Here is a 22523-nt window from a genome sequence, read left to right as displayed (position 1 = left end):
CACATTTAGTGAGATCAAATATAACAATTAAAACTTAATTTTCGCTCCAAATCCAGGGTCTGACTTTCCTCCAGGCATATAATGTCTACCTTTCATATTTAAATGATAGTGACTTTGACTTGGCCCTTTCATCCCTGGAGGAGTCGCTGCATCTATTCTTAGTTTTTCAATAAATTCACCATTTTTCATTATTCCATATGATGTTGAATTAGGAATATTCGCTTTGGGATTCACAATGTAATTACTTGGTATCTGATATTTTACATCATTAGGTAAAACAACCCCCTTGTCTGTTACTGCATATGGCAAAGATTGAGTTTGTTCCGTTTGATCTTTAATAGTAGAGGCCAAATTACTTAACTTATCATTAGCAGCTCCAACCGCAGGTTGTTCTACATTTAACGAAGGAGTTGGTGCTTCCAACAACTCCATCTCTGGAGCAGGACGAGTCGCAGTATTGTTAAATGAAAAAGTTCCTCTCCCAAATTGTACCTCTTTGCCAGTCCAGAAATTATTGCCCTTTAGAGCCGCTATACTTCCATTTGCAATTCCACCTGTTAAAGCTCCACCGGCTATACCTATTGCATAATCTTTTAATGACATGAACGGATCCCCAAAATACAAACTATTACCGGCACTTTGAACAGGCATCATAGCAGCTGTCCCCGCAGCACCTCCGGCTGCCCCAGCCAAAAATCCTCCTATTCCGCCAGCTGCACCACCAGCCGCTGCAAATGCAAGTCCTCCTGTCGCAGCACCTAATCCACCAGCTGCTGCACCGATTCCAAAAGCAACAAACCCATCTTTAAAACTATGCAATTGACCTGATACTGCTTTATAAATCAAGTTTACAGTTCCTCCGATAATTGCACCGATAATTATATGTATAAATTCTCCATTTTCATCCACATAGCGGAGTGGATTATTCATTGCATACGCATACCTGTTAAAGTTTTGTGAAAAATCGGGGGCTTGGACGTATGGATCCGGAGATAGAAACCGTCCAACGACCGGATCATACAAACGGGCATTCATGTTAACAACACCGAACCAAGGTAGATGTTCGTGCCCTGTGTATCCTCTGCCTAAAAACAAATCCGGTTCCTCATCCGTAGCATAGACAACACCTGTAACCGGATTTCGTAACCGTCCCCATGCGTCATAACTTAATTCCTGTTTCAAAGTTCCATCTGAAGAAACAACCTGCATAATACTTCCCAAATAATCCCGAAGAATATAATAAAGATTACCTCCGGAATTATCTTTTATATACACAGCAGCAGCGTTGTAATAATCGCCAAACAGATAGAGCCTTTCTGTTGTAGAAGACGAACCTTGCTCCAACTCATAACAACTCCCCATATAATAACGGGTTAATGTGCGACTACCATTTTTAGTCAGAGACATTTTTACCCGATCATATTCTCCATTATAAATAAATGTTGCTGCATAGTTATTTTCACTGATTGAATTTGGACGCCAAAATGAATTATATGTCACCTCTTGATTTCTTGCTGGAATTCCATTCTCTGCCACAGCTTTGGAAACTGCATAAGGCTTGTCCTCATTTGTATACTCAAAAGTTCCAACATCACTTTTACTCAAAAGATTACCTTTAGCATCATAAGAGACTAACTGATTTGTGTAATTAGTCAAGCGATTCAGATCATCATACTCAAAAAATTCAGTTTTACCCCGGGGAACATCTTTCCTATTTAACAAATTGCTAGTTGTCGGATCAAATGTATAAGCAAAATTCTGATAGGTTTTCGAAAAACCACTTGAACTTCTACCTGAAGGTAAACCGTAAGCCGTAAAGTCATACTTACGAGTTATTCCACCGGTCACAACTTCTGTCGGCTGTCCATATGAATTTTCTTTAGACAATTTATAAACGGTTGTCTGACCATTCAGTTTCATTTCACTTAGGTGACCATAAGCATAAATATAATTCTCCGTAGCTAAAACTCCCGACTGTGACGTGTATTTTATAGAACTAATATTTCCATCTGCATAAGTATATATTTTTTGAAGCCACTTATTATCTACTGCACTTTCTTTCCAAGTTGTCAATCGCCCGGCAACATCATAGGCAAATGTTTTTGCAGTCCCATTATTTGTCGATATACCAGTTAACTCATCCTTTTCATTATAAGTATAAGTTGTAACAAATTCCGGAGTTGTAACCGATTTCAACCGATTATATGAATCATATCCGGACTGAATGATTTTACCATCAGCATGTGTTTCTTCATATACATTACCGGAAGTATCATACTTATAGATTGTTCTCCCTTGGCTAGGGTCATCCATGCTAGTCCGTCTCCGATATTTATCATATCCAAATGATGTTGTGACATTACCGGGAGCTACGATGGATATAGGTAGACCGTCTGCATATAAATTATAGGTAATCGTCCCGGCTGGGTCTGTTACCGAAATGAGATTATTTTGTACATCATAATTTCTTGTAGCAGATATTTTATCTTCAACAGTTGTAACGCTATTGCCGTTATAACTGTAAGTTGTTTTCCTACCGGATGCTTCTACATAAGAAGTTACCCGATCGAAGTTATCATATGTATATGTATTCCATATAGAAGGGCTACTCCCGGGGAAGGGTAAAGATACTTTTTGCAAATTACCATAGGAATCATATAGTCGATCAGTATTAATAACTGTTCCGTCAAATCGGGTTTCGCTATTTCTCACATTGCGATTTAATGCATCGTAAACAGTCCGCGACACAGGTTTCCCCGTACTCGATTTTTTGATAGAATAAAGACCATTCACTCCTTCTTCCGACCATTGATAATCAGTAGTAAGAGTTGTATTATCAGGCATTGTCACTGATTTTTCTCGCCCAAATACATCATAAATATATGAAGTAGAGCCACCCCGATGATCTTTTATGGACTCTACCCTTCCTGTTGAATTATATACATACTTATTCTTTAAACCTAGAGGATTGGTTACTTCAGATAGACGGCCATAAGTATCATATAAATAAGATGTCGTCAAAGAATTCGTTGATGAATAAAGTTTTGAAGATTCCGTTGTTACATTACCCTTTGCATCATATATAAATGTCTGATATTTTGACTGATTTCCATCCACATAATATATTCTTGTCAAAGGAAGCCCCGAAACATGCGAAGAAATGCTCATGCGTTCCGTATAAGTAGACGCTCCACGAGTTACCGCCACTGTCTGGTCTGTTAGAAAACCCAGATAATAACCATCACCGACTTCCACTTTTGAACTGTACACATTTGTTTTTTTTATACTTATATTCCCGGTATATGCAGTTATTTCTTGCGTTGGATATCCATAAGTATCATAAATAAACGATGTACTGGCAGAGGTTTTCTTCAACAAATCCTCCTCTACTTTACTATTCAGTCTGATTTTTACAATTTTATCTATTTGTACATCAACAGCATAATTATAGGTTTTCTTAAATTCAGGTGAAATTTCACTTTTCAAAACACTATAACGATAAGGCTCGTAGGTCTGTACCAGACTTTGCCCTCTTTTATTATAACATGTTATAGTTTCAAATCCTCGAAAACCTAAACCTTGACGGTGAATAACAGCATTATGATAAAGAAAACGACTGTTATCGATTTTTTCTTTATTCATATATGTTTCAAAAGAGGCTAGAACCGCTATCGGTTCGTGAATATTCACGTAAGGAAAAACAGCACCTGTTCCTTTTGAATAAACTCCAGAACCTATCCCTTCTTCATTGATCAACTGATATTTATTCTTTTCAATAACTCCCAAGCTATTTACCATACCTGTAGCCAAAACTTCCTTACTATCATTTCTTGAAAAAGAATATTTAGTTACTTTTCCCTCCTTTAAACTGATCAACTGCGTAAAATAGCTATGTGTATTTATATTCGTTGGAACCAATATTGATCCTGTTGAAGGAAAACTTTCATAACAGGTAGAAATACCCACACTATTGTTTTTTGCCAAGTACGTAAAAAATCCACTTGAACTGTATTTCACAAGATCAGTCATACCATCTCCATTGATATCCTGCATGATAAATCCCTCTTTAGCGGAACTAGGATTATAAGTCCCGCTAAATGTTGATTTGTCAAACTGACCATTACCTGTTGAGTTATAGGAAGTCCATGTATAAAGATTTGCTGCACCCGTTTCATTTGAAGGAGAAACAAGTAAATCCATCAAACCATCTCCGTTTATTTCACCTAACAACAAAGCTCGATTTGCTAAATCTGCTCTTTTTAAACCCGTATAAGTGCCTATTTTACGAGAAGACCAAGCAGTTCCTGATACATCAAATGTATAAATACTAACTCCGTTTACACCAACGTGGCAAATATCACTTTTCCCGTCACCATCATAATCCATTACAAAAAGTTTATCAGTATTGTTTGCTGCAACTTTTGGATCAGTCTGCTGCGTTCCTACAAAATCAACGGAATAAGGAAAAACATGATTTTGATAAAGAATACGATTACCGGCTAAATCAAACAAATAACATGTAGAAGGTTTACTAGTATCTCCAAATGGTTGATGACAAGAGACTGCTAGTATTTCCATTTTCCCATCACCATTAAAATCTCCTGAGTAATAGTATTTTGGTTGGATACTTTTACCATCATCTGCATCTGTATAAACAGTTGGAAAACTGAAAGTTCGTGTATACTTCTTACTTAAACCAGAAAAAAGATTCGAACGATATACATGGAATGTAACCTGATCCTTATCATTCACAACCTGATTATTGATTTTAATCACATATTCTTCTTGTTGTCCTTCTATATCTGCACAAATAATATCTACAAAACCTTTTTCCGTTAATAAGTTAGGCATCGGACTTGCCATATTATCGGTCAAACCTGCATACAAAAAAATCTTTTCATCTCCGGTATAATTATTATCGAATCTATTTTGAGAATGACGAAAAGAAGTTGAATGACGATAATGCTTCCAATAGGGATTTTGATTTGGCAACGAAATCAATCCATCAGCTCCACTGTCATAATCAAATTTTCCTTTGGCAACTTTGATCATTGCCGGATCATCAGCCTTATACCACTCAAGTAATTGAGTTACAGATTCAGTATAGGTATTCGCAATCACTCCCTCTCCATAATAAAAAAGCAAAGGATTATAAGAATTGCCATTCGCCCTATAATCGATTTTTGTTAAAAGTGACAAGTTGTTTTGAGTCGTATAAGACAATGCATAAGTACCTAAAACAGATGAACCTAATTTACATACAATATTTTGTAATAAATTTGTTTCATTCACTTTCAGCCCTCCACTGTAAAAAAGAACTGGATCAGGGCGAGATGTCTGATATTGAAATTCGATAGAAGCCCCATTATACACAATCTTAGATATCCGATAATGATTATCTACATAAGTATATGAATAATCGATCTTATTTCCTTTTAAGTCTGAAAGAGAAATTATTGGATAAAATAAATTGTTCACCGTATTTGCCGTAAAGCCAAAAATTCCTTTATTCCCGTCCGGATAAAAGACTTCGAAGTATTTTGTTACATTTCCTGAAATGTAAGACTTTACCTTTATATTCCCTTGCTCCGATTCATATATAATATTACTGGTTGTTTCACTTTTCTTAATTAAATGAACACCATTTAAAACAAATATATCTTCCTTATTTAATTGAATACCCTGCGACTTACCATCATAATATACAGATTTTCCACTTCTGGAAATCATTGGAATACCAGATAAAGACCATCCAACTCCTACTACATTGTTTCCTTGCTGGCTATTATAAAATAATGATAAATCCGGATTAAATCCTTTCATTCCGGGATATACATCAATGGGTATATTATATGTTTTTGCACCTGTTGATGTCGTCCCTGATTGAATAACAATTTGTCCGACAGCTTTAGTCTTATCTAATACAACAGAATTAGGAACATGCATATTATCCGTCAACAAAGGAGTTATTGAAGTTCCCTCATTTGATTCACCCTGATTTCCCAATATAACAGTATCCATTTTTTGGGCAATAACCGGCGGATATAGTGATGCAAAAACAGAATCTTCATAAACTCGATAATCTTCATCTGTCCAACCAATAAATCTGTTATTAATTACACTGTTGAGTGGATCTGATAAAGTTTGAGCTACCCCTGTGAAACAAGTGTAGATAAAAATAAGTATGTAATATATTGTATATTTATTCATAACTAAGCAAATTCTTTAATAATTAGAAGGTTACACTTAATAAACAACCCGCCTTAAAATTCTATTACCGGAAGCATTGTAAATAAACTCAACAATTGAAGCCTCTTTCTTTTTTATATTCAAGACACCTCCTAATTCTGCTTCAAAAGAACCATTTATTAAAACGGCATCCGGTGCGGATAATGTCAAATTCCCATTATTAGTAATTGTTACATTCTTTACAATAAGAGTATTACATCCCTGAACCGAAACCGTCGAAGAGACTGTCCGGTTTTCAAAAGTATTGACACATGAACCTGTAACAAAGACAGATATGCTATCTGAGTGTTGTTCTTTTCTTAGACTATCAGATACAATCTGATTTGAACTATCACTTAGTTCTTCCCCGTTTTTGAAATCTTTTGAAGATATGAAATCCACAAATCCAAACAATAAGAAAGGTAGCATACATATCTTTACGTATGCCATAAACATATTTTCTCTTTTCATAGAAAAATCAGTTTACAAATTTCTTCAGTGTATCCGCTTTCTGTCCATCCACATACAACACATAGATAAACGTACCCAAACCGATCTCGGTCGGATTTATTTCCACTATATCATTTGCGGTTGTCAAGGTTATTTTCTTCAACATCCTTCCTGCAATATCAAACACCTGCAAATATGCATTGGCAAAAGTAGAAGGTAATGTATAAGAAACTGAGGAACCAGCTCTGTTATATAATTTTGCACCTTCTATAACGATATTATCTGTAGAAGTTGAACGCAATAGCGACTTACTTTCCTCTGGCAAAAGGCTCTGCAAAATATCTATTTCGTTCTGCTGTGCCTGAATAGTCTGTTGCATTTCTTTGAGACTTTCTACGATCAGAGGTATAAAACCTATATAATCAATCGATTTGATTCCATTTTCATCTGTCTGTACCAGTTCCGGTAAAACCTTCTCTATATCTTGTGCCAGGAAACCGATTCTCTTGCGACTGGCATCTTCCGCTTCTTTTCTATCAACAGCATTTTGATAAAGTTTGTCATCATTCTCTTTACCTGTCAAGGCTGCATTAGAAGAAACACTTGCACTATTCTGCATATTCTGAGCTTCGGTAAACTTTGATGCATCCTGTTCGCGATATTTATTAATTTCAGAAAGTTTATAATTATAGCTAACTCCATTTAGCTGACTTACAATATTTAATGGATTTTGAAGTGTCTGAACATTCTCTTTCAACCGAGCATCGGAAGTTATATTCACACCATTTACCCGAAGATTCGTATTGAAAACAAAATTACTATTCGATGCCGGAGCATAATATGCTACAATATTATTTGCTTGACCACTTGTAGTTAAATAGATACCCCTTTTCCCATGTAACCAAAGTTGATCCGTATCATCCGACCCATATTCCCCAATAAAGACATTCCATCCTTGATTTGGGTATTGTCCAAAATCACCGAACGTTAATTTTGAACCAGAACGCATATCACCATAAGGGCCAAATACCTGCATGGTTGTTACATTCAGAGGGTCTTCTGTCGGATCTGTTCTAAGCGTCCCCACTTGGACACGACCATTTTGTAGTAATCTCAACTGAGCATTTGAAGTAAAACACAAACAAGTAATTAAAACGGTTAATAGGTAAATCTTCTTTTTCATATCAATAGAGTTTATTTATTTTTTCATTCTACAGTAAATATTCCTGTTAATTCTCCCCCCTTGGAATCTTTCAATTTAACAGTATAACTGCCATTTAATGATTCACTCAGTTCAATTAATGATTTAGAACTTTTGAATACAGATATTACTTCTGAATAAATAATCATATTTTGGTCATTAGTAATTGTAATTTCTATTTCTCCTAATACATCTAAATAATAAACCATTAAAGCATTATTTTCCTGAAAAACTTCAATTAATTTAGAACTACTTCGCGTTGTCGGAGTAGACAAACGTCCTTTCAAATATACTTTTGAAGAACTCGTCACTGTACATAACTCTTTATTGCCAGAAGCAAATACATTAGTTGGAACACAAGGCATAAAAAAAGAGCCTACTACTATTAATGTTCCGAATAGTGTTTTAGTCAGATTCATACATTTATTCTTTAATTATGTTAATCTGAAAACAAATTTAGTTACTATTCGCTATCACACTACACGCATATAACTTTTCACAGAACACAATCAAAAACAACCAACTGATAATCAAATATATAATAAATATACAATATAACTTTTCAACTAATAGAAAAGGTTTATCAATTCAATTTTTCATTTAAGAAATCTCGTAAATTAGTAAAAGCTACGATACCTAAACTTTTTCGTATAGCAGAACGTTTCATATTTATTGTATTTACACTCAAATTTAATACAATTGATATTTCCACTGTTGAAAAACCAGAATAGGTCAAACAAAGAATACGATATTCTATTTCTTTCAATTGAGGATATAATTCTTTTAACCTGATAAAAAAATCATTATGCAATTTATTCATTACATCATATAAGACATCCCAGTTCAAAGCATCCTGACCATAGATTATCTCATTTATTTTTTTTATCCAAAATTCATCTTTATGAGATACATCTTTATTCATATAAATCTTTAAACTTGACATTTTCTTTAAAACATTAAAATGTTTAACTAAGTAGGAAGTAAATGTTTGTTCCTTTTCATCATATTTTTGGGATAAAATATTCAAACTCGTTATTTTTTCTTCTAATTCTAATATCTCATTTTTATGTTTTTTATATCTTCTGAATAATAAGAATATCAAAACAATAAAAAACAATATTCCTAATATTAAACCGATAAAGATATTTGCTCTTTCCAGTTTTAAACGAATATTATGTAATCGAATCTTTTCATAATCGTATTTTTTCTGAAGTTCCAACAATCTTTTATCCTGATTAACATCAATTATCTGCAAAAGATTCTCAGCATACATTTTATAATATGTCAAAGCCTCCGGATAATTTTTAAGGAGTTCCTCTCTCTCTGAAAGAAGCTGAAATAAATTAGCCTTTACATATACATCCTTTATGCTATCTTTCCTTTGCAACAAATAGCTCATATAGACATTTGCCGAATCTCCTTGATGACTTGCAGTATACAAATCTAACAAAGACACATATATTTTTATTTGATTATCTTGATTGGATGTGTATTCCAATGCTTCTTTCAAAAATCGAATAGCTTTTGTTAATTCTCCTTTCTGAGCATATAATACACCTAAGTTTTGTCGAACGATAGATTTCTCCTGGCATAATTTTTCTCTATCAACTAAATGCAAACATTCCATATAATAAAAAAGAGCACTATCCGGTTGTTCCAAATACTGAAAGCAATCACCTATTTGAATATAAGTAATAAGTTCACTTTTCAAATTTCCAACCTGTTTATAAAAAGAAGCAGACTTTCGAAAACTTAATATTGCTCCCTCACTATCAAACTGATTTAATAAAAGAACTCCAATAGCGCTCCGAATCAGTCCCCTCAAATTTATATTACCGCCTTTTTCCGCATACCCATCAGCTTCCAGAAAACATCTCATTGCATTTTCGCCGTTTCCACACTCCTTGTAATAACAACCACAATAATATAATGCCAAAGCGATATTAGGATTATCGTTCTTTTCCAAATAATAATCCCGTACGGAAAGAATAGTCGAATCAGATGTGATATCCTGATACGATTTATATTCAGCCTGAATTTTTAATAGGATATATCGATTATATTCTTCTGCGTTCAATTCCTCAGGGTAAAGAATAGAGCCCAATATATACAAAACACTATCAGGATCTGTTTCTAAAAGTGATTCTGATTCCGAGAATATCATTTCATTTTTTCCAGATCCGCAGGAAAGACACAATAGGATCTGAATGAATAAGATAGGTAGTATATATATTTTCATAACTGTATATATTATTTGCGTTGTCCTTTTGTTTTTCCGGCATTCTCTCTAATCGTAAAATTACACAAACAAAATTACTCAAACAATATATACAGCCATTATTTTTCAATAAGATTTTATCTTTCAATCATATTTGTCAATCCTAAAAACTTATAAGTCCAATCAACCTAAGAAATTGAAATGTGATAATAAAACACATTTTCCCCACATAATAATGGCAAATACAGTAATTTATCCATTCTTTTCATCGTTCGCCAGCAAATACATCACTTTATTCCGATATCCTACTCTGACTAACACACCTTCCTCTACAAATTTTTTCAGATCGGCCTCAGCCCGGTATCGGGAGCAACCGATAGCTTCTGCATAGCTGCGAGGACTGATACTGTCCCAGATAGCAATATGACTCAACAGTTTCTTTTTACGTTCTTCCCAACTATCCGGTTTCTTTTTGTCTTTTACATGTACCAAATCGATTTGCCGCAACTTTTCACGCAAAGAAGTGGAACAGCGATAGTTGATCCCGTCTACATATACCGTATTATTATCGGTTTTTTTCTTATTCGGAACAGTTCTCAATGATGGAGAGAAATATCCCAAATCATCCAACTCGACATGACAGCCATCTTCCAGAGCCAACTCGATCACCCAGGCAAACGAATCCAGAACGCTTTTCACTTCCGCCGATGAGACAGCCGAGCGTTCGCTTATCAGCCTGCATACTTTCTCCAGATTATATGTGCCCTGGCTGATTGCACGCGCATGGGATAATTTACTTCCTTTCCGGCCATTCGGTTTCGGTGTTGAATAAACTTTAAATTTTATAGCCATGATATTATTTATTAGGTTACGTACTATTGCTTCTTACATGCCATACTAATTTGAATTACTACCGCGACTAATCAACGGTTGATAACCGTCCGCCGTATGGCTCATAATTATCGGTCATACGGCTCACATCCATCAACCATACGGCCGATAATTATAAGCCATTGAATTCATCCCGTTCAAAGATACGAAAGAATGAGGGAAATTATTCTCTTGAACGCTTATTTTTATAGCATCTTTGCGTCCTTTCAGTAGAAGCATACAATCCGGTTTAATGCAATACTTATTATTTACGATATACATGAAATTCTTCATGAAAAAGCAAAAAGTTTACGGTATACATGAAACTTTTCGTATATTTGCTGATTATATACGATATACATACAACTTTTATAATTATGGAATATATATCACGTCCCACATACATTGAGAAAATAAAACCTTTTATCAACAAACAGATCATAAAGGTATTAACCGGACAAAGACGTGTCGGGAAAAGCTATGTTATGTATCAACTAATGGATGTTGTTAAAGAATCAGATCCAGAAGCCAACATTATATATGTAAATCGGGAACTGGAAAATTTCTTGTGGATACATGACTATACGGATCTATTGAAACATGTAAATGAGCAACTGACAGAAAAGAAAAAAAATTATCTCTTCATTGATGAAGTTCAGGATATAAGCTCCTTTCAACTGGCTCTGCGCAGCTTATTCGCAGAAAACAAATGTGATATTTTCTGCACCGGAAGTAATGCTAATATGCTATCTGGAGAACTGGCGACTTATTTAGGAGGACGATATATCGAATTCCCTATTCATGGACTGAGTTACAAGGAGTTTCTGATCTTCCACCAATTAACGGATTCCTATGAAAGTTTGACAAAATATCTGACTTATGGCGGTATGCCATATCTGGTAAACATCGGTTTAACAAATGAACATCCGTTCGAATATTTAAAAAGTATTTATTCTACCATCCTGCTGAAAGATGTAGTGGCTCGTGAAAATATTCGTAATATTTCATTCCTTGAAAATCTGGTATGCTTTTTATCCGACAATATCGGGAGCCTGTTCTCTGCCAGTAATATCAGTAAATTTCTGAAATCGCAGCGAATTGATATATCCCCCCAACTTACACTCAATTATTTGAAAGCTTTAGGAAATGCCTTTTTTATTTATAAGGTAAACCGAGCTGATATCGTTGGTCTAAAATTGTTTGAGATCGGAGAGAAATATTATTTTGAAGATTTGGGTATTCGAAATGCAATCAAAGGGTTCAATTTGCGCTCAGATATTCATAAAATCATGGAAAATGCTGTTTTTCTGCATCTTATTCAAGAGGGTTTTAATGTGTATTTCGGAAAATCCGGTGATAAAGAGATTGATTTTATCGGAGAAAAGAATGGTTCCAAGATTTATGTCCAGGTCACTCTGCAAATTACAAATGAAGAAACAGAAAAGCGGGAATTCGGAAACCTATTGGCTATCAACGACAATTATCCTAAATATGTAGTCACTCTTAACGATCTGATAGTTGGTAGCGATTACAAAGGTATCAAACAATTCAACCTGAATGACTTTTTGCAACGAGACCTTAATAAGAATTAATAATTCTGATTATCGCAATATATTTCTTACTTTTGCAGGTTAGAAATGGAAGGAACACCATAAGAAGTAAAATGGAAAAGGAAAATAATCCCATATACGAACGTAACACGCTGGAGTTTGTAACTGTAGCGCTAGAGTTTTGCACATTTGTTGAAGCAGCCGGACAAAACGGCCTTTTTGATTTTATGGACAAAGCTGTAAAGATATTGCCCTTGCTCTATCTGAAGGCAACGCTTTTGCCGGAAGTGGAATCTGATGAAGATGCCGAGCCGGAATTGTTCGTAACAGAAGACATGTACGAATCTGTTCGTACCCGGATCGCAAGCCTGTTGGGAGAAAAAGATACCTATCTGGAAACTTTCCATCCGGATATGCAGTACAGTGACACGCCTATCGCTGCATTTATCTCGGAAAACCTGGCAGATGTTTATCAGGATGTCGGTAATTTCGTATCTCTTTTCCGTCAGGGATACGAAGAAGTGATGCTTCAGGCTATCGCCTTATGCCGTACTAACTTCCGGGAGTTCTGGGGACAGCAACTCCTGAATGCACTGAAAGCTCTTCATGCTGCCCGTTACAGTGATGATGAAATTATAGAAACGAACGAGGAATGATGACACAATATACACACACAATATCAAAAGAAGAAATATCACTTCTTGAAATAGAAGAATTTCCCGGTAGGATTATCGTTATCGACACCGAAAAAGATGCAGATAAAGCGGTTGAATACCTGTTACAATTTGAGGCTGTCGGTTTCGATACGGAGACACGTCCCAGCTTTAAAAAAGGTACGCGCTATAAAATCTCGTTGATGCAGATATCAACAGACGAGGCTTGTTTCCTGTTCCGCCTGAACAGGATCGGTATTCCTCAACCGCTCGAAGACTTCATGGTAAACGACAAAATATTAAAGATCGGCCTTTCCCTGCGCGACGACTTCGGCGCCATACGGAAACGGACAGATATCAAACCGGCGAACTTTCTGGATCTGCAAAATTATGTCGGACAGTTCGGTATCGAAGATGCCAGCCTGCAAAAGATATATGCTATCCTTTTCGACAAGAAAATATCGAAAGGCCAGCGCCTGAGTAACTGGGAAGCCGATGTACTGACCGAACAACAGAAGAAATATGCAGCCCTCGACGCCTGGGCATGCCTGAAGATATACAACCAATTGAATCAAGATAAATAATAATGAACTATTGTAAAGTCTTTCTCAAACCTAAAAAGGAAGAATCGTTGCTGCGCTTCCATCCGTGGGTGTTCTCCGGAGCTATCCAAAGCATTGAAGGTAACCCGGAAGAGGGCGACCTGGTAGAAGTGTACGGAACAAACCAGCGTTTCCTGGCTATCGGCCACTATCAGATCGGTAGTATTGCCGTACGCATTTTATCGTTCAAGCCGGTCACTATCGACGCAAAATTCTGGGAAGAACGTATACGCGTTGCTTACACTCTCCGCAAGGAGCTGGATCTGGCAGAAGTAGAGAACAATAATACATACCGTCTGATTCATGGTGAAGGGGATAATCTTCCCGGTCTGGTGATCGATATCTATTCTCATACGGCTGTTATGCAGGCTCACTCGGTTGGTATGCATTATGCCCGTCATGATGTAGCCGAAGCATTAAAGACCGTCCTGGGAGACACTTTACAGAATATTTATTACAAATCGGAAGCGACTCTTCCCTACAAAGCCAATCTGGGAAGTGAAGATGGTTATTTGTTTGGCGGTGAAGTAGAAGATATTGCCATCGAGAACGGATTAAAATTCTGTGTAGACTGGCAGAAAGGACAAAAGACAGGTTTCTTTGTAGATCAGCGTGAAAACCGTTCGTTACTGGAAAAGTATGCGAAAGGCCATTCCGTATTGAATATGTTCTGTTACACAGGCGGTTTCTCATTCTATGCGATGCGCGGCGGAGCAGAAATCGTTCATTCGGTAGACAGTTCAGCCAAAGCGATATCGTTGACTAATAAGAATGTGGAGTTGAATTTCCCGGGCGATCCCCGTCATAAGGCCTTTGCGGAAGATGCTTTTAAATATCTGGAAAAGATGGGAAGCAATTATGACCTGATCATTCTGGACCCACCGGCGTTTGCCAAACATAAAAATGTTCTTCGCAACGCACTGCAGGGATATCGTAAATTGAATGCGATCGCTTTCGAAAAGATCAAACCGGGAGGTATCCTGTTTACATTCTCCTGCTCGCAGGTTGTCAGCAAAGAGAATTTCCGCCTGGCTGTATTCAGTGCTGCCGCCCAATCCGGCCGTAGTGTACGCATCCTGCACCAATTGACACAGCCGGCCGATCATCCAGTCAATATTTATCATCCGGAAGGGGAATATCTGAAAGGACTGGTTTTATATGTAGAATAAAAAAACTCCCCTTATAAAAAACGTATCGATACCCTACAATGTTCGATACGTTTTTTTTACACTCCCCCTTTTTATGCACATACACCACCCAATAAGTATTAGAAATTAAGAAAAAATCACTATCTTTATCCGCTACGAACTATTAATATTAAACTCTACAACGACATGAAACAATATCTAATACTCGTCGTGCCAGCTTTACTCGCTCAAGGCTGCCTAAGCTCTAAAGAAGAAATAAAAGAGCAACCATTAAAAATGATTAAGCAAATTGATTTCTCCCATGTGAAAATCAATGACAATTTTTGGTCACCCCGGCTAAACAAACATGTCTCCACCACTCTGCCCGTTTGTATCGATCAAATAGAAAATCAAACCGGTCGCATTCGCAATTTTGAAAACGCAGCAAAAGGAGAAGGAAAACACTCAGGCTTCTTCTTCGACGATTCCGACGTTTACAAAGCACTGGAAGGCATTGCTTACAGCCTGATCAACCATCCTGACCCCGAACTGGAGAAAAAAGCCGACGAATGGATAGACAAAATTGAAAAAGCACAACAACCCGATGGGTACATCAATACCTTCTACACACTTACCAACTTGGAAAAACGCTGGACAAACATGGACAAGCATGAAATGTATTGCGCCGGACACATGATAGAGGCCGCAATAGCCTATTTCCAAGCAACTGGCAAACGCAAACTACTTGACGCCAGTATCCGTATGGCCGACCACATGATGAGGCAATTCGGACCAGAAAAAGCACATTGGGTTCCGGGGCATGAGGAAATTGAACTAGCTCTCGTAAAACTCTATCAAATTACCCAAGAAGAAAAATATCTAGATTTTGCCCATTGGCTACTGGAAGAACGCGGACACGGACATGGCAGCAAGGATGGCAAAGGTACATGGGATCCGGATTACTATCAAGACAACTACCCGGTCAAAGAACTTACCGACATCTCGGGGCATGCTGTACGAAACATGTACCTCTACTGTGGTATGGCCGACATAGCTGTCTTAAAAAACAACACCGAATATATGGCAGCCATACATCGATTATGGGACGATGTCGTATTGCGAAACATGTACATTACCGGAGGAATCGGTTCATCCAAACATAATGAAGGCTTCACAAAAGATTACGACTTACCGAATTTGAAGGCATATTGCGAAACCTGTGCTTCTGTCGGTATGGTACTTTGGAACCAACGTATGAATCTAATTACAGGCGACGCGAAATACATCGATATACTGGAACGCTCCATGTACAACGGCGTGCTTGCCGGCATCTCCCTAAGCGGTGACCGATTTTTCTATGTAAATCCCTTAGAATCGAAAGGAGACCATCACCGGCAAGAATGGTACGGCTGTGCCTGCTGCCCTAACCAACTCTCCCGTTTCCTGCCAACCATAGGTAATTACATCTACGCTATTTCTGACGATGCGCTCTGGGTCAACCTTTACGTAGGCAACACGACCCGGTTTACCCTCAACGACGATAACGTCATCCTACGGCAAGAGACCAATTACCCTTGGGATGGCTCCGTTAAACTCACAGTATCTTCCACCAAAGACCTGGATAAGGAAATCCGGCTCCGTATACCCGGTTGGTGCAAAAATTACACCATAACAATAAACGGAAAGGAAGTGGGCTTATCTCAAGAAAAAGGATATGCTATCGTTTACGACTGGAAATCGGGGGACGTGATCTCGTTAGACATGGATATGCCCGTCGAAGTTGAATCGGCCGATCCTCAAGTGATGGAAAACATAGGCAAACGTGCCATCCAACGCGGCCCTCTTGTTTACTGTGTGGAAGAAACAGACATCCCCGGCCATTTCGACCAGTTAACACTTACCCCCGACACCGAATTCCAAACTTCTTTCGAGAACGATCTTCTGAACGGAGTGAAAACCGTCAATGCCAAAAACGGGCAACAATTAATCACCTTCATCCCCTATTACGCATGGGACAACCGGGAAGCGGGAAAAATGAAAGTATGGATAGATTATAAGGAATAAATACATGTCGAATAAAAAGAGGTATAATTTTAAATATATTCAAAACATTACCTCTTAAAAAATACCTGTATTTACAAAATTTAACGCACATCCGGATATTTATATATATATTTGTGAGATTTTTATAACAAAGAGTTAATAGAATCGTAACAGAAAAGGAGAAGGCTAATACTATATTTGCAGCATTTTTAGGATGAATGTAATTTTGAAATAATTCAGGAATGTATCAAAAAGCAGATGAAATAATATGGAATCTTTGCCTCAAAGGAGATCGTAAAGCTTTTGAAGTTTTATACCGGAGGTATTATCCTATATTATATAATTACGGTAAGATATATTCAAAGGATACGGATCTTGTAAAGAATTGCCTGCAAAACTTCTTTGTCAAACTGATGTCCAATTACTCCGGTTTATCTCAAACCGCTTCCGTCCGTTGTTATCTGCTGAAAGCCTTCCGGTATGCCTTATACAATGAATTAAAGTCTGAGCAGATCCGTAATGGCATCCTTATCAGTTGCCCCGATGATGTTTTGACAGTCAAAGCTGATCAATTCTTAGATGAAGAAGATCTGTCTCCTAAAAATGTATTTATAAGTTCGGCTTTCAGGAAATTGTCATCCAAACAGCAAGAGATATTGTACCTCTATTATATCAGGGAGCTGAATCATGATGAAATATCCGATTTGCTGAACATCAACTACCAATCCAGTAAAAATCTTCTTTTCAGATCAATCGCCAAATTGAGAAGTTTACTTCTTTCCGATTCATTTATGGACGAAGAATAATGTATTGCTATCACCCTTTTTTTGATATTAAATGTTAAACAAAGCGTTTAATTTGTTAAATGCATATTCTGTTGAGTACCGCGGGTAGTGATGAGTTGTAATAATTATAAAAGCACAACTTGTATGGCTAAAAATAAAATACAAAAGACAGATTTTGACAACGAGATGAAACAATTTATTTCACTTGTCAAAAAGCACGAACAGATTACCGATATGGAAGTACAGGATTCGTGGACAAACGTGAAGGAATTGTCATCTTCCGGAAAGAGCGGGAAGAAAACGCTTCGATACCTTCTTGCCGGATTATCCGTTGCTGCGTCTATAGCCATTCTTTTTATGATCTCCATGCATTACTTCGAGCCGCAGGAAGAATCGACCTTCCTTACCGAACTACAAAAAGTGGCACCTGTGGATAGCCTAAACGAAATACATCTGGTTATTTCTGAAAACCGGCAGGTGGTATTGGAAAATGAAGCAGTCGTTAATTATGACGAAGAAGGTAGCATAACCGTAAACAACCAATTATCAAAGATTCCTGAAGAACCGGCTACTAAAGGGAACAATCTGAACCATATTATTGTACCTAAAGGGAAACGTACACATATCACTTTGTCGGATGGTACAAAAATGTATGTAAACGCAGCCAGTCACGTAATTTATCCATCGGTTTTCGGCAGCGACAAACGTGAAATAGCCGTAGAGGGAGAAGTGTATCTGGAAGTGGCCCATAATCCGAAAACTCCGTTCATTGTAAAAACGAAAGGATTGGATGTAAAAGTGCTGGGAACGGTTTTCAATGTTGCCGCCTATGAAGAACAAAACATCTCCGTTGTATTGGTGAACGGACGTGTCGAAGTAAACTCTTCTGCAAAAGAAAAGATGCTGTTAAGTCCTTCCCAAATGGTTAGTCTGAAGGATGGCATTATGAAAAAAGAAAAGGTCGATGTAACGAAATATATCTGCTGGAAAGACAATATTATGCTTTTAGAAAAGGAAACCGTATCGAAGGTGCTGGATAATTTATCCCGTTATTACGGAGTGCCTATCTGGTATGATAAAAGCATAGCCAACCGGAAACTCTCCGGCAAGCTCGATCTTTGTGAATCTATCGATGAAGTCCTGGATATCGTAAAAGTTTCAGCTTCATTGAACGTCGAAAAAGCAGAAGGCGGAGGATATCACTTTCTGGAATAAAAGAAACGGGAGAATAGATAAATAGAGTATTAACAAATAACAGATTTGCCTATGAAGATATAAAAAAAACAAAAAAAAGATCGGACACTGTTGGCGCAATTGTCCGATCTATCAAGAGATAATCCTTAGTCGTTTAAAGAATTATAATACAAAGGTATGGAAAAAAATACAGCAATTAATCGAAAAAAGATTAATTACATAAAATTAGCATGTTTATTGATATCTTTAATATCATATCCTGCGTTAACCACACATGCATCAACTTCCCATGAAATGCTAGGGGAGAAATTGACTGTCCAGATGCAAAACAAGACATTAAAAGAAGTCTTTTCATATATAGAAAAAAACAGCAAGTACGTGTTTATATATGAAGAAGCGGTAGATCTGGGAAAGAAGGTCAATGTGGATATTTTAAACAAATCCATCGATGAAATTATCAAAGAGGTCTTTTCTTCAAATGGTTTTTCTTACGTTATCAAAGGCAGACAAGTAATTGTGAAGAACGAGAAAGAGACCGCTTCAAAACAGGCACCTGTCACAACACAAAACGGTATTGCTGTCCGGGGCACCGTCACTGACCATACAGGTATGCCGCTCGTCGGAGTAAACGTAGTTGTAAAAGGGACAACGATCGGTACCGTTACAGATATCGACGGAAACTTCGACCTGACGAACGTTCCACAGGGTTCCATCCTGCAATTTTCCTACATAGGCTACAAGAATCAGGAAATGAAAGCCCAGGCAAAAGTGACCGTTGCCTTGAGTGAGGATAACGAATTGCTGGATGAAGTGGTCGTTGTCGGTTACGGTACGCAAAAGAAAGTCAACATGACCGGTGCCGTTTCTTCGGTGAAGGTAGGTGCACTCGATAACCGTCCTGTAACAAATGCCACCAATGCATTGGCAGGTCTGGCAGCCGGTCTGTCTGTAACCAATACCGGGGGTAGCGTACCGGGATTAGAAAGCCCGACAATCCGTATTCGTGGTCAGGGAACTTTGAATAATTCAGATCCGCTCATCGTTATCGATGGTATGGCCGGAGCCAGTATCAGCGATATTAATCCCCAGGATATCGAGTCTATCTCTATTCTAAAAGATGCTGCTTCATCTGCTATTTATGGTTCCCGTGCCGCTAACGGTGTTATCCTGATCACGACAAAGAAGGGAACAGAAGGGTCTGCCAGAATTACTTACAACGGGAATGTTTCATTTGAAAAAGTGGCTAAACGTTTAAATCTTGTTACCGATTATGCCGATTTCATGGAAATTCAAAATGCCGGTTTGATTGCCAACGGGCAAGCTCCCCGTTTCTCACAGGGCAAAATTGACGAATGGCGTAACGATGGAGGTAAAAATCCTACGATATACCCCAATACCGACTGGCAAGACCATATCTACCGCAGTCCCTCGGTCGTTCAAAATCACACTGTAACAGCCAATGGAGGTACTAAGTCTGCCCGTTACAACCTCTCTTTCGGTTATATCAATAATCCCGGTATGATCTATCACTCCAACTACAAACGTTATCAGATGCGTGCCAACGTAGATGTGGATATCAAGCCCTGGCTGACAGTTGGTGCCAACGCATACGGTTATGTGGATTACAATAATCCTTCTGCCGATACTGCCGGTGCCGGTGGCGATGTTATTTGGGGATACGGTGCCTTCAACACGGTGCCGGGAATGACTCTTTACGATCCGGCAACAGGATTGTACGGTGGTATTCAAAATCCGGAAGAGGAAAACGTCAGCAATGCAAACCCGTATCGCCGTATGTGGTTCTACAAAGAAGACTTCCCTACCATCTCCCGTCGTACAGTGGCCAAGATGTATGGCCGCATCACTCCGTTCAAAGGTCTGACCATCGATGCATCATATACTTATAATGCCTGGGATCGTCGTATAGAACATCATTTGACCGACCGCGATCTGTATCGCTTTACAGCAGACGGGCCGGTTTTGCTCCGGGCCGGTACGGTTCGTACTTATATCAGAAGATACAACTATCGCAATGACTTCCGGGCATCGGATATAACCGCCCGTTACGAATTTAAGCTCGATAAGTTAGATGCTTCCGTCATGGCCGGTGCCAGCCAGGAATATAATAAGTACGACCAGGATTATTACCTGAAATATGACCTTGTCGATGAGTCGCTGACAGCTCTCGATGCAGCCTCTACACTCGGACGTATTACCGGTAACTACAACGAATGGGCCATGCGTTCTTACTTCGGCCGTATCAATTTGGTTTGGGATGACAAATATATGCTGGAAGCTAATTTACGTGCCGACGGTTCTTCCCGGTTCGCTCCTAACAAGCGTTGGGGTTACTTTCCATCCGTATCTGCCGGCTGGCGTATCTCGCAGGAAAAATTCATGGAAGATTACCAGGATTGGTTGAGTTCATTGAAGCTTCGTGTTTCTTACGGTTCACTGGGTAATAATGCGGCATCGAACAATTATATGTACCAGTCACTTTATGCGGCAACAAATTATGTTTTGGGTAACACTATTACCGGTGGTCTGTCGCAAACAACGTTATCCAACACCCAGTTAACCTGGGAAAGTACATATGTGACCAATGTCGGTCTCGATTTCGGTTTCTTCAAAAATCGGTTAAGCGGATCTTTCGAATGGTTCAACAGAGATACCAAAGGTATCCTGATTTCACTTCCGGTTCCACTGGAACATGGTACATCTTCTGTTCCTAACCAAAATGCGGGGGAAGTAAATAACCGGGGCGTTGACCTGGAGATCAACTGGACGGATCAGATAGAGAAAGTGGGGTACTCCGTAGGTTTCAATATGGGTTTTGTCAGCAACAAGGTAACAAAGTTCCAGGGTGATGTAGCATCTATCAGCGGAGTTAATAAGATACAAGAGGGAAAACCGATCAATCAGTATTATGTACTCAAGGTAGACCGCATTGTCCGCGACCAGTCCGACCTGGATTATGTACAATCGTTGGTTGATAAGAACCCCAACTATTTCGCGACCTATCAACGTCCTGAACTCGGAGACTTCCTGTTTTCCGACGCCAACGGCGACGGTAATCTGAATGCAGACGACCGCGTTGAAATCGGTCACGGAGACAGCCCGCGACTTACTTTCGGTGCAAATCTGGGACTGACCTGGAACAACTTCGATTTCAGTATGCTTCTCCAGGGAGTAGGCGATTATAAAGTTTATTACAACAACCAGGCTTTCCGCTTCACGACTGTTATGGGGCAATCGCTTATCAAGGATATTACAGACAATGCATGGACTCCTGAAAATCCATACAATTCCATCTATCCGCGGTTGCGTAATAATGCAAACAGCAAAAACAATATAGCCAGCGATGCGTTCATTCATAACGCAGCCTATCTCCGTTGTAAGAATATCCAGTTGGGTTACACGCTTCCTAAGAGTATCTCCCAGAAGTTCTTCGTTGAAAATCTGAAGATCTATACGAGTATCGACAACCTGTTCACCATTACCAGTTTCCCCGGACTGGATCCTGAAATTGCAGCAACTGTCGGCTATCCGGCAGTCCGTCAATATTCTTTAGGTCTTAATGTTTCATTCTAAAATCAGAGTAC

The 22523-nt window shown here is 38.3% G+C and carries 14 protein-coding genes; 8 read left to right on the top strand and 6 right to left on the bottom strand.

Features of this window, described 5'->3' with window-relative positions; translation table 11 throughout:
* Positions 1–27: 27 nt before the first annotated feature.
* The 6 genes from HMPREF1212_RS03600 to HMPREF1212_RS03575 form a co-directional block, all read right to left on the bottom strand.
* The gene (locus tag HMPREF1212_RS03600) at positions 28–6210 is read right to left on the bottom strand and encodes an RHS repeat-associated core domain-containing protein (RefSeq protein ID WP_052724908.1); all 6183 of its coding nucleotides are present in this window, start codon (positions 6208–6210) and stop codon (positions 28–30) included.
* Positions 6211–6246: 36 nt separating this feature from the next.
* The gene (locus tag HMPREF1212_RS03595) at positions 6247–6699 is read right to left on the bottom strand and encodes a hypothetical protein (protein WP_052724907.1); all 453 of its coding nucleotides are present in this window, start codon (positions 6697–6699) and stop codon (positions 6247–6249) included.
* A 7-nt stretch (positions 6700–6706) separates the two neighbouring features.
* Positions 6707–7861 (bottom strand): tail fiber domain-containing protein, encoded by a 1155-nt coding sequence (locus HMPREF1212_RS03590; RefSeq protein WP_028726129.1) that lies wholly within the window; start codon positions 7859–7861, stop codon positions 6707–6709.
* Between the two features lie 23 nt (positions 7862–7884).
* The gene (locus HMPREF1212_RS03585) at positions 7885–8298 is read right to left on the bottom strand and encodes a DUF3244 domain-containing protein (protein WP_028726128.1); all 414 of its coding nucleotides are present in this window, start codon (positions 8296–8298) and stop codon (positions 7885–7887) included.
* A gap of 164 nt (positions 8299–8462) precedes the next feature.
* Positions 8463–10118: a tetratricopeptide repeat protein gene (locus tag HMPREF1212_RS03580; protein WP_046148461.1), complete on the bottom strand. Its 1656-nt coding sequence runs from the start codon at positions 10116–10118 to the stop codon at positions 8463–8465.
* A 231-nt stretch (positions 10119–10349) separates the two neighbouring features.
* A complete protein-coding gene (locus HMPREF1212_RS03575; protein ID WP_028726126.1) occupies positions 10350–10949 on the bottom strand; it encodes an HU family DNA-binding protein in 600 nt (199 codons plus the stop codon).
* Positions 10950–11341: 392 nt separating this feature from the next.
* On the opposite strand from HMPREF1212_RS03575, the gene HMPREF1212_RS03565 reads away from it, so the two are divergent.
* The 8 genes from HMPREF1212_RS03565 (at position 11342) to HMPREF1212_RS03530 (ending at position 22512) form a co-directional block, all read left to right on the top strand.
* Positions 11342–12559: an ATP-binding protein gene (locus HMPREF1212_RS03565; protein ID WP_087880911.1), complete on the top strand. Its 1218-nt coding sequence runs from the start codon at positions 11342–11344 to the stop codon at positions 12557–12559.
* Positions 12560–12630: 71 nt separating this feature from the next.
* On the top strand, positions 12631–13173 hold the full coding sequence (locus tag HMPREF1212_RS03560; RefSeq protein ID WP_046148459.1) for a DUF5063 domain-containing protein: 543 nt from the start codon (positions 12631–12633) through the stop codon (positions 13171–13173).
* Entirely contained in the window at positions 13170–13754 is a 585-nt protein-coding gene (locus HMPREF1212_RS03555; RefSeq protein WP_028726123.1) for a 3'-5' exonuclease, read from the top strand. Before HMPREF1212_RS03560 ends, HMPREF1212_RS03555 begins: the two co-directional genes overlap by 4 nt.
* Positions 13755–13756: 2 nt before the next feature.
* A complete protein-coding gene (locus HMPREF1212_RS03550; protein WP_028726122.1) occupies positions 13757–14941 on the top strand; it encodes a class I SAM-dependent rRNA methyltransferase in 1185 nt (394 codons plus the stop codon).
* Positions 14942–15106: 165 nt separating this feature from the next.
* Complete coding sequence (locus HMPREF1212_RS03545) at positions 15107–16963, top strand: glycoside hydrolase family 127 protein (RefSeq protein ID WP_046148458.1); 1857 nt, start codon at positions 15107–15109, stop codon at positions 16961–16963.
* A 221-nt stretch (positions 16964–17184) separates the two neighbouring features.
* Complete coding sequence (locus HMPREF1212_RS03540; protein ID WP_028726120.1) at positions 17185–17748, top strand: RNA polymerase sigma factor; 564 nt, start codon at positions 17185–17187, stop codon at positions 17746–17748.
* A gap of 123 nt (positions 17749–17871) precedes the next feature.
* Positions 17872–18942 (top strand): FecR family protein, encoded by a 1071-nt coding sequence (locus tag HMPREF1212_RS03535; RefSeq protein WP_046148457.1) that lies wholly within the window; start codon positions 17872–17874, stop codon positions 18940–18942.
* 357 nt (positions 18943–19299) lie between these two features.
* Positions 19300–22512, top strand: a complete 3213-nt coding sequence (locus HMPREF1212_RS03530; protein ID WP_157316944.1) for a TonB-dependent receptor — start codon at positions 19300–19302, stop codon at positions 22510–22512.
* Positions 22513–22523 lie beyond the last annotated feature (11 nt).

Source organism: Parabacteroides sp. HGS0025 (genome assembly GCF_000969845.1).
In the GTDB taxonomy this organism is placed as follows: domain Bacteria; phylum Bacteroidota; class Bacteroidia; order Bacteroidales; family Tannerellaceae; genus Parabacteroides; species Parabacteroides gordonii.
The sequence above is the reverse complement of the archived record's forward strand: the minus strand, read 5'-3'. Positions and strand labels throughout refer to the sequence as shown.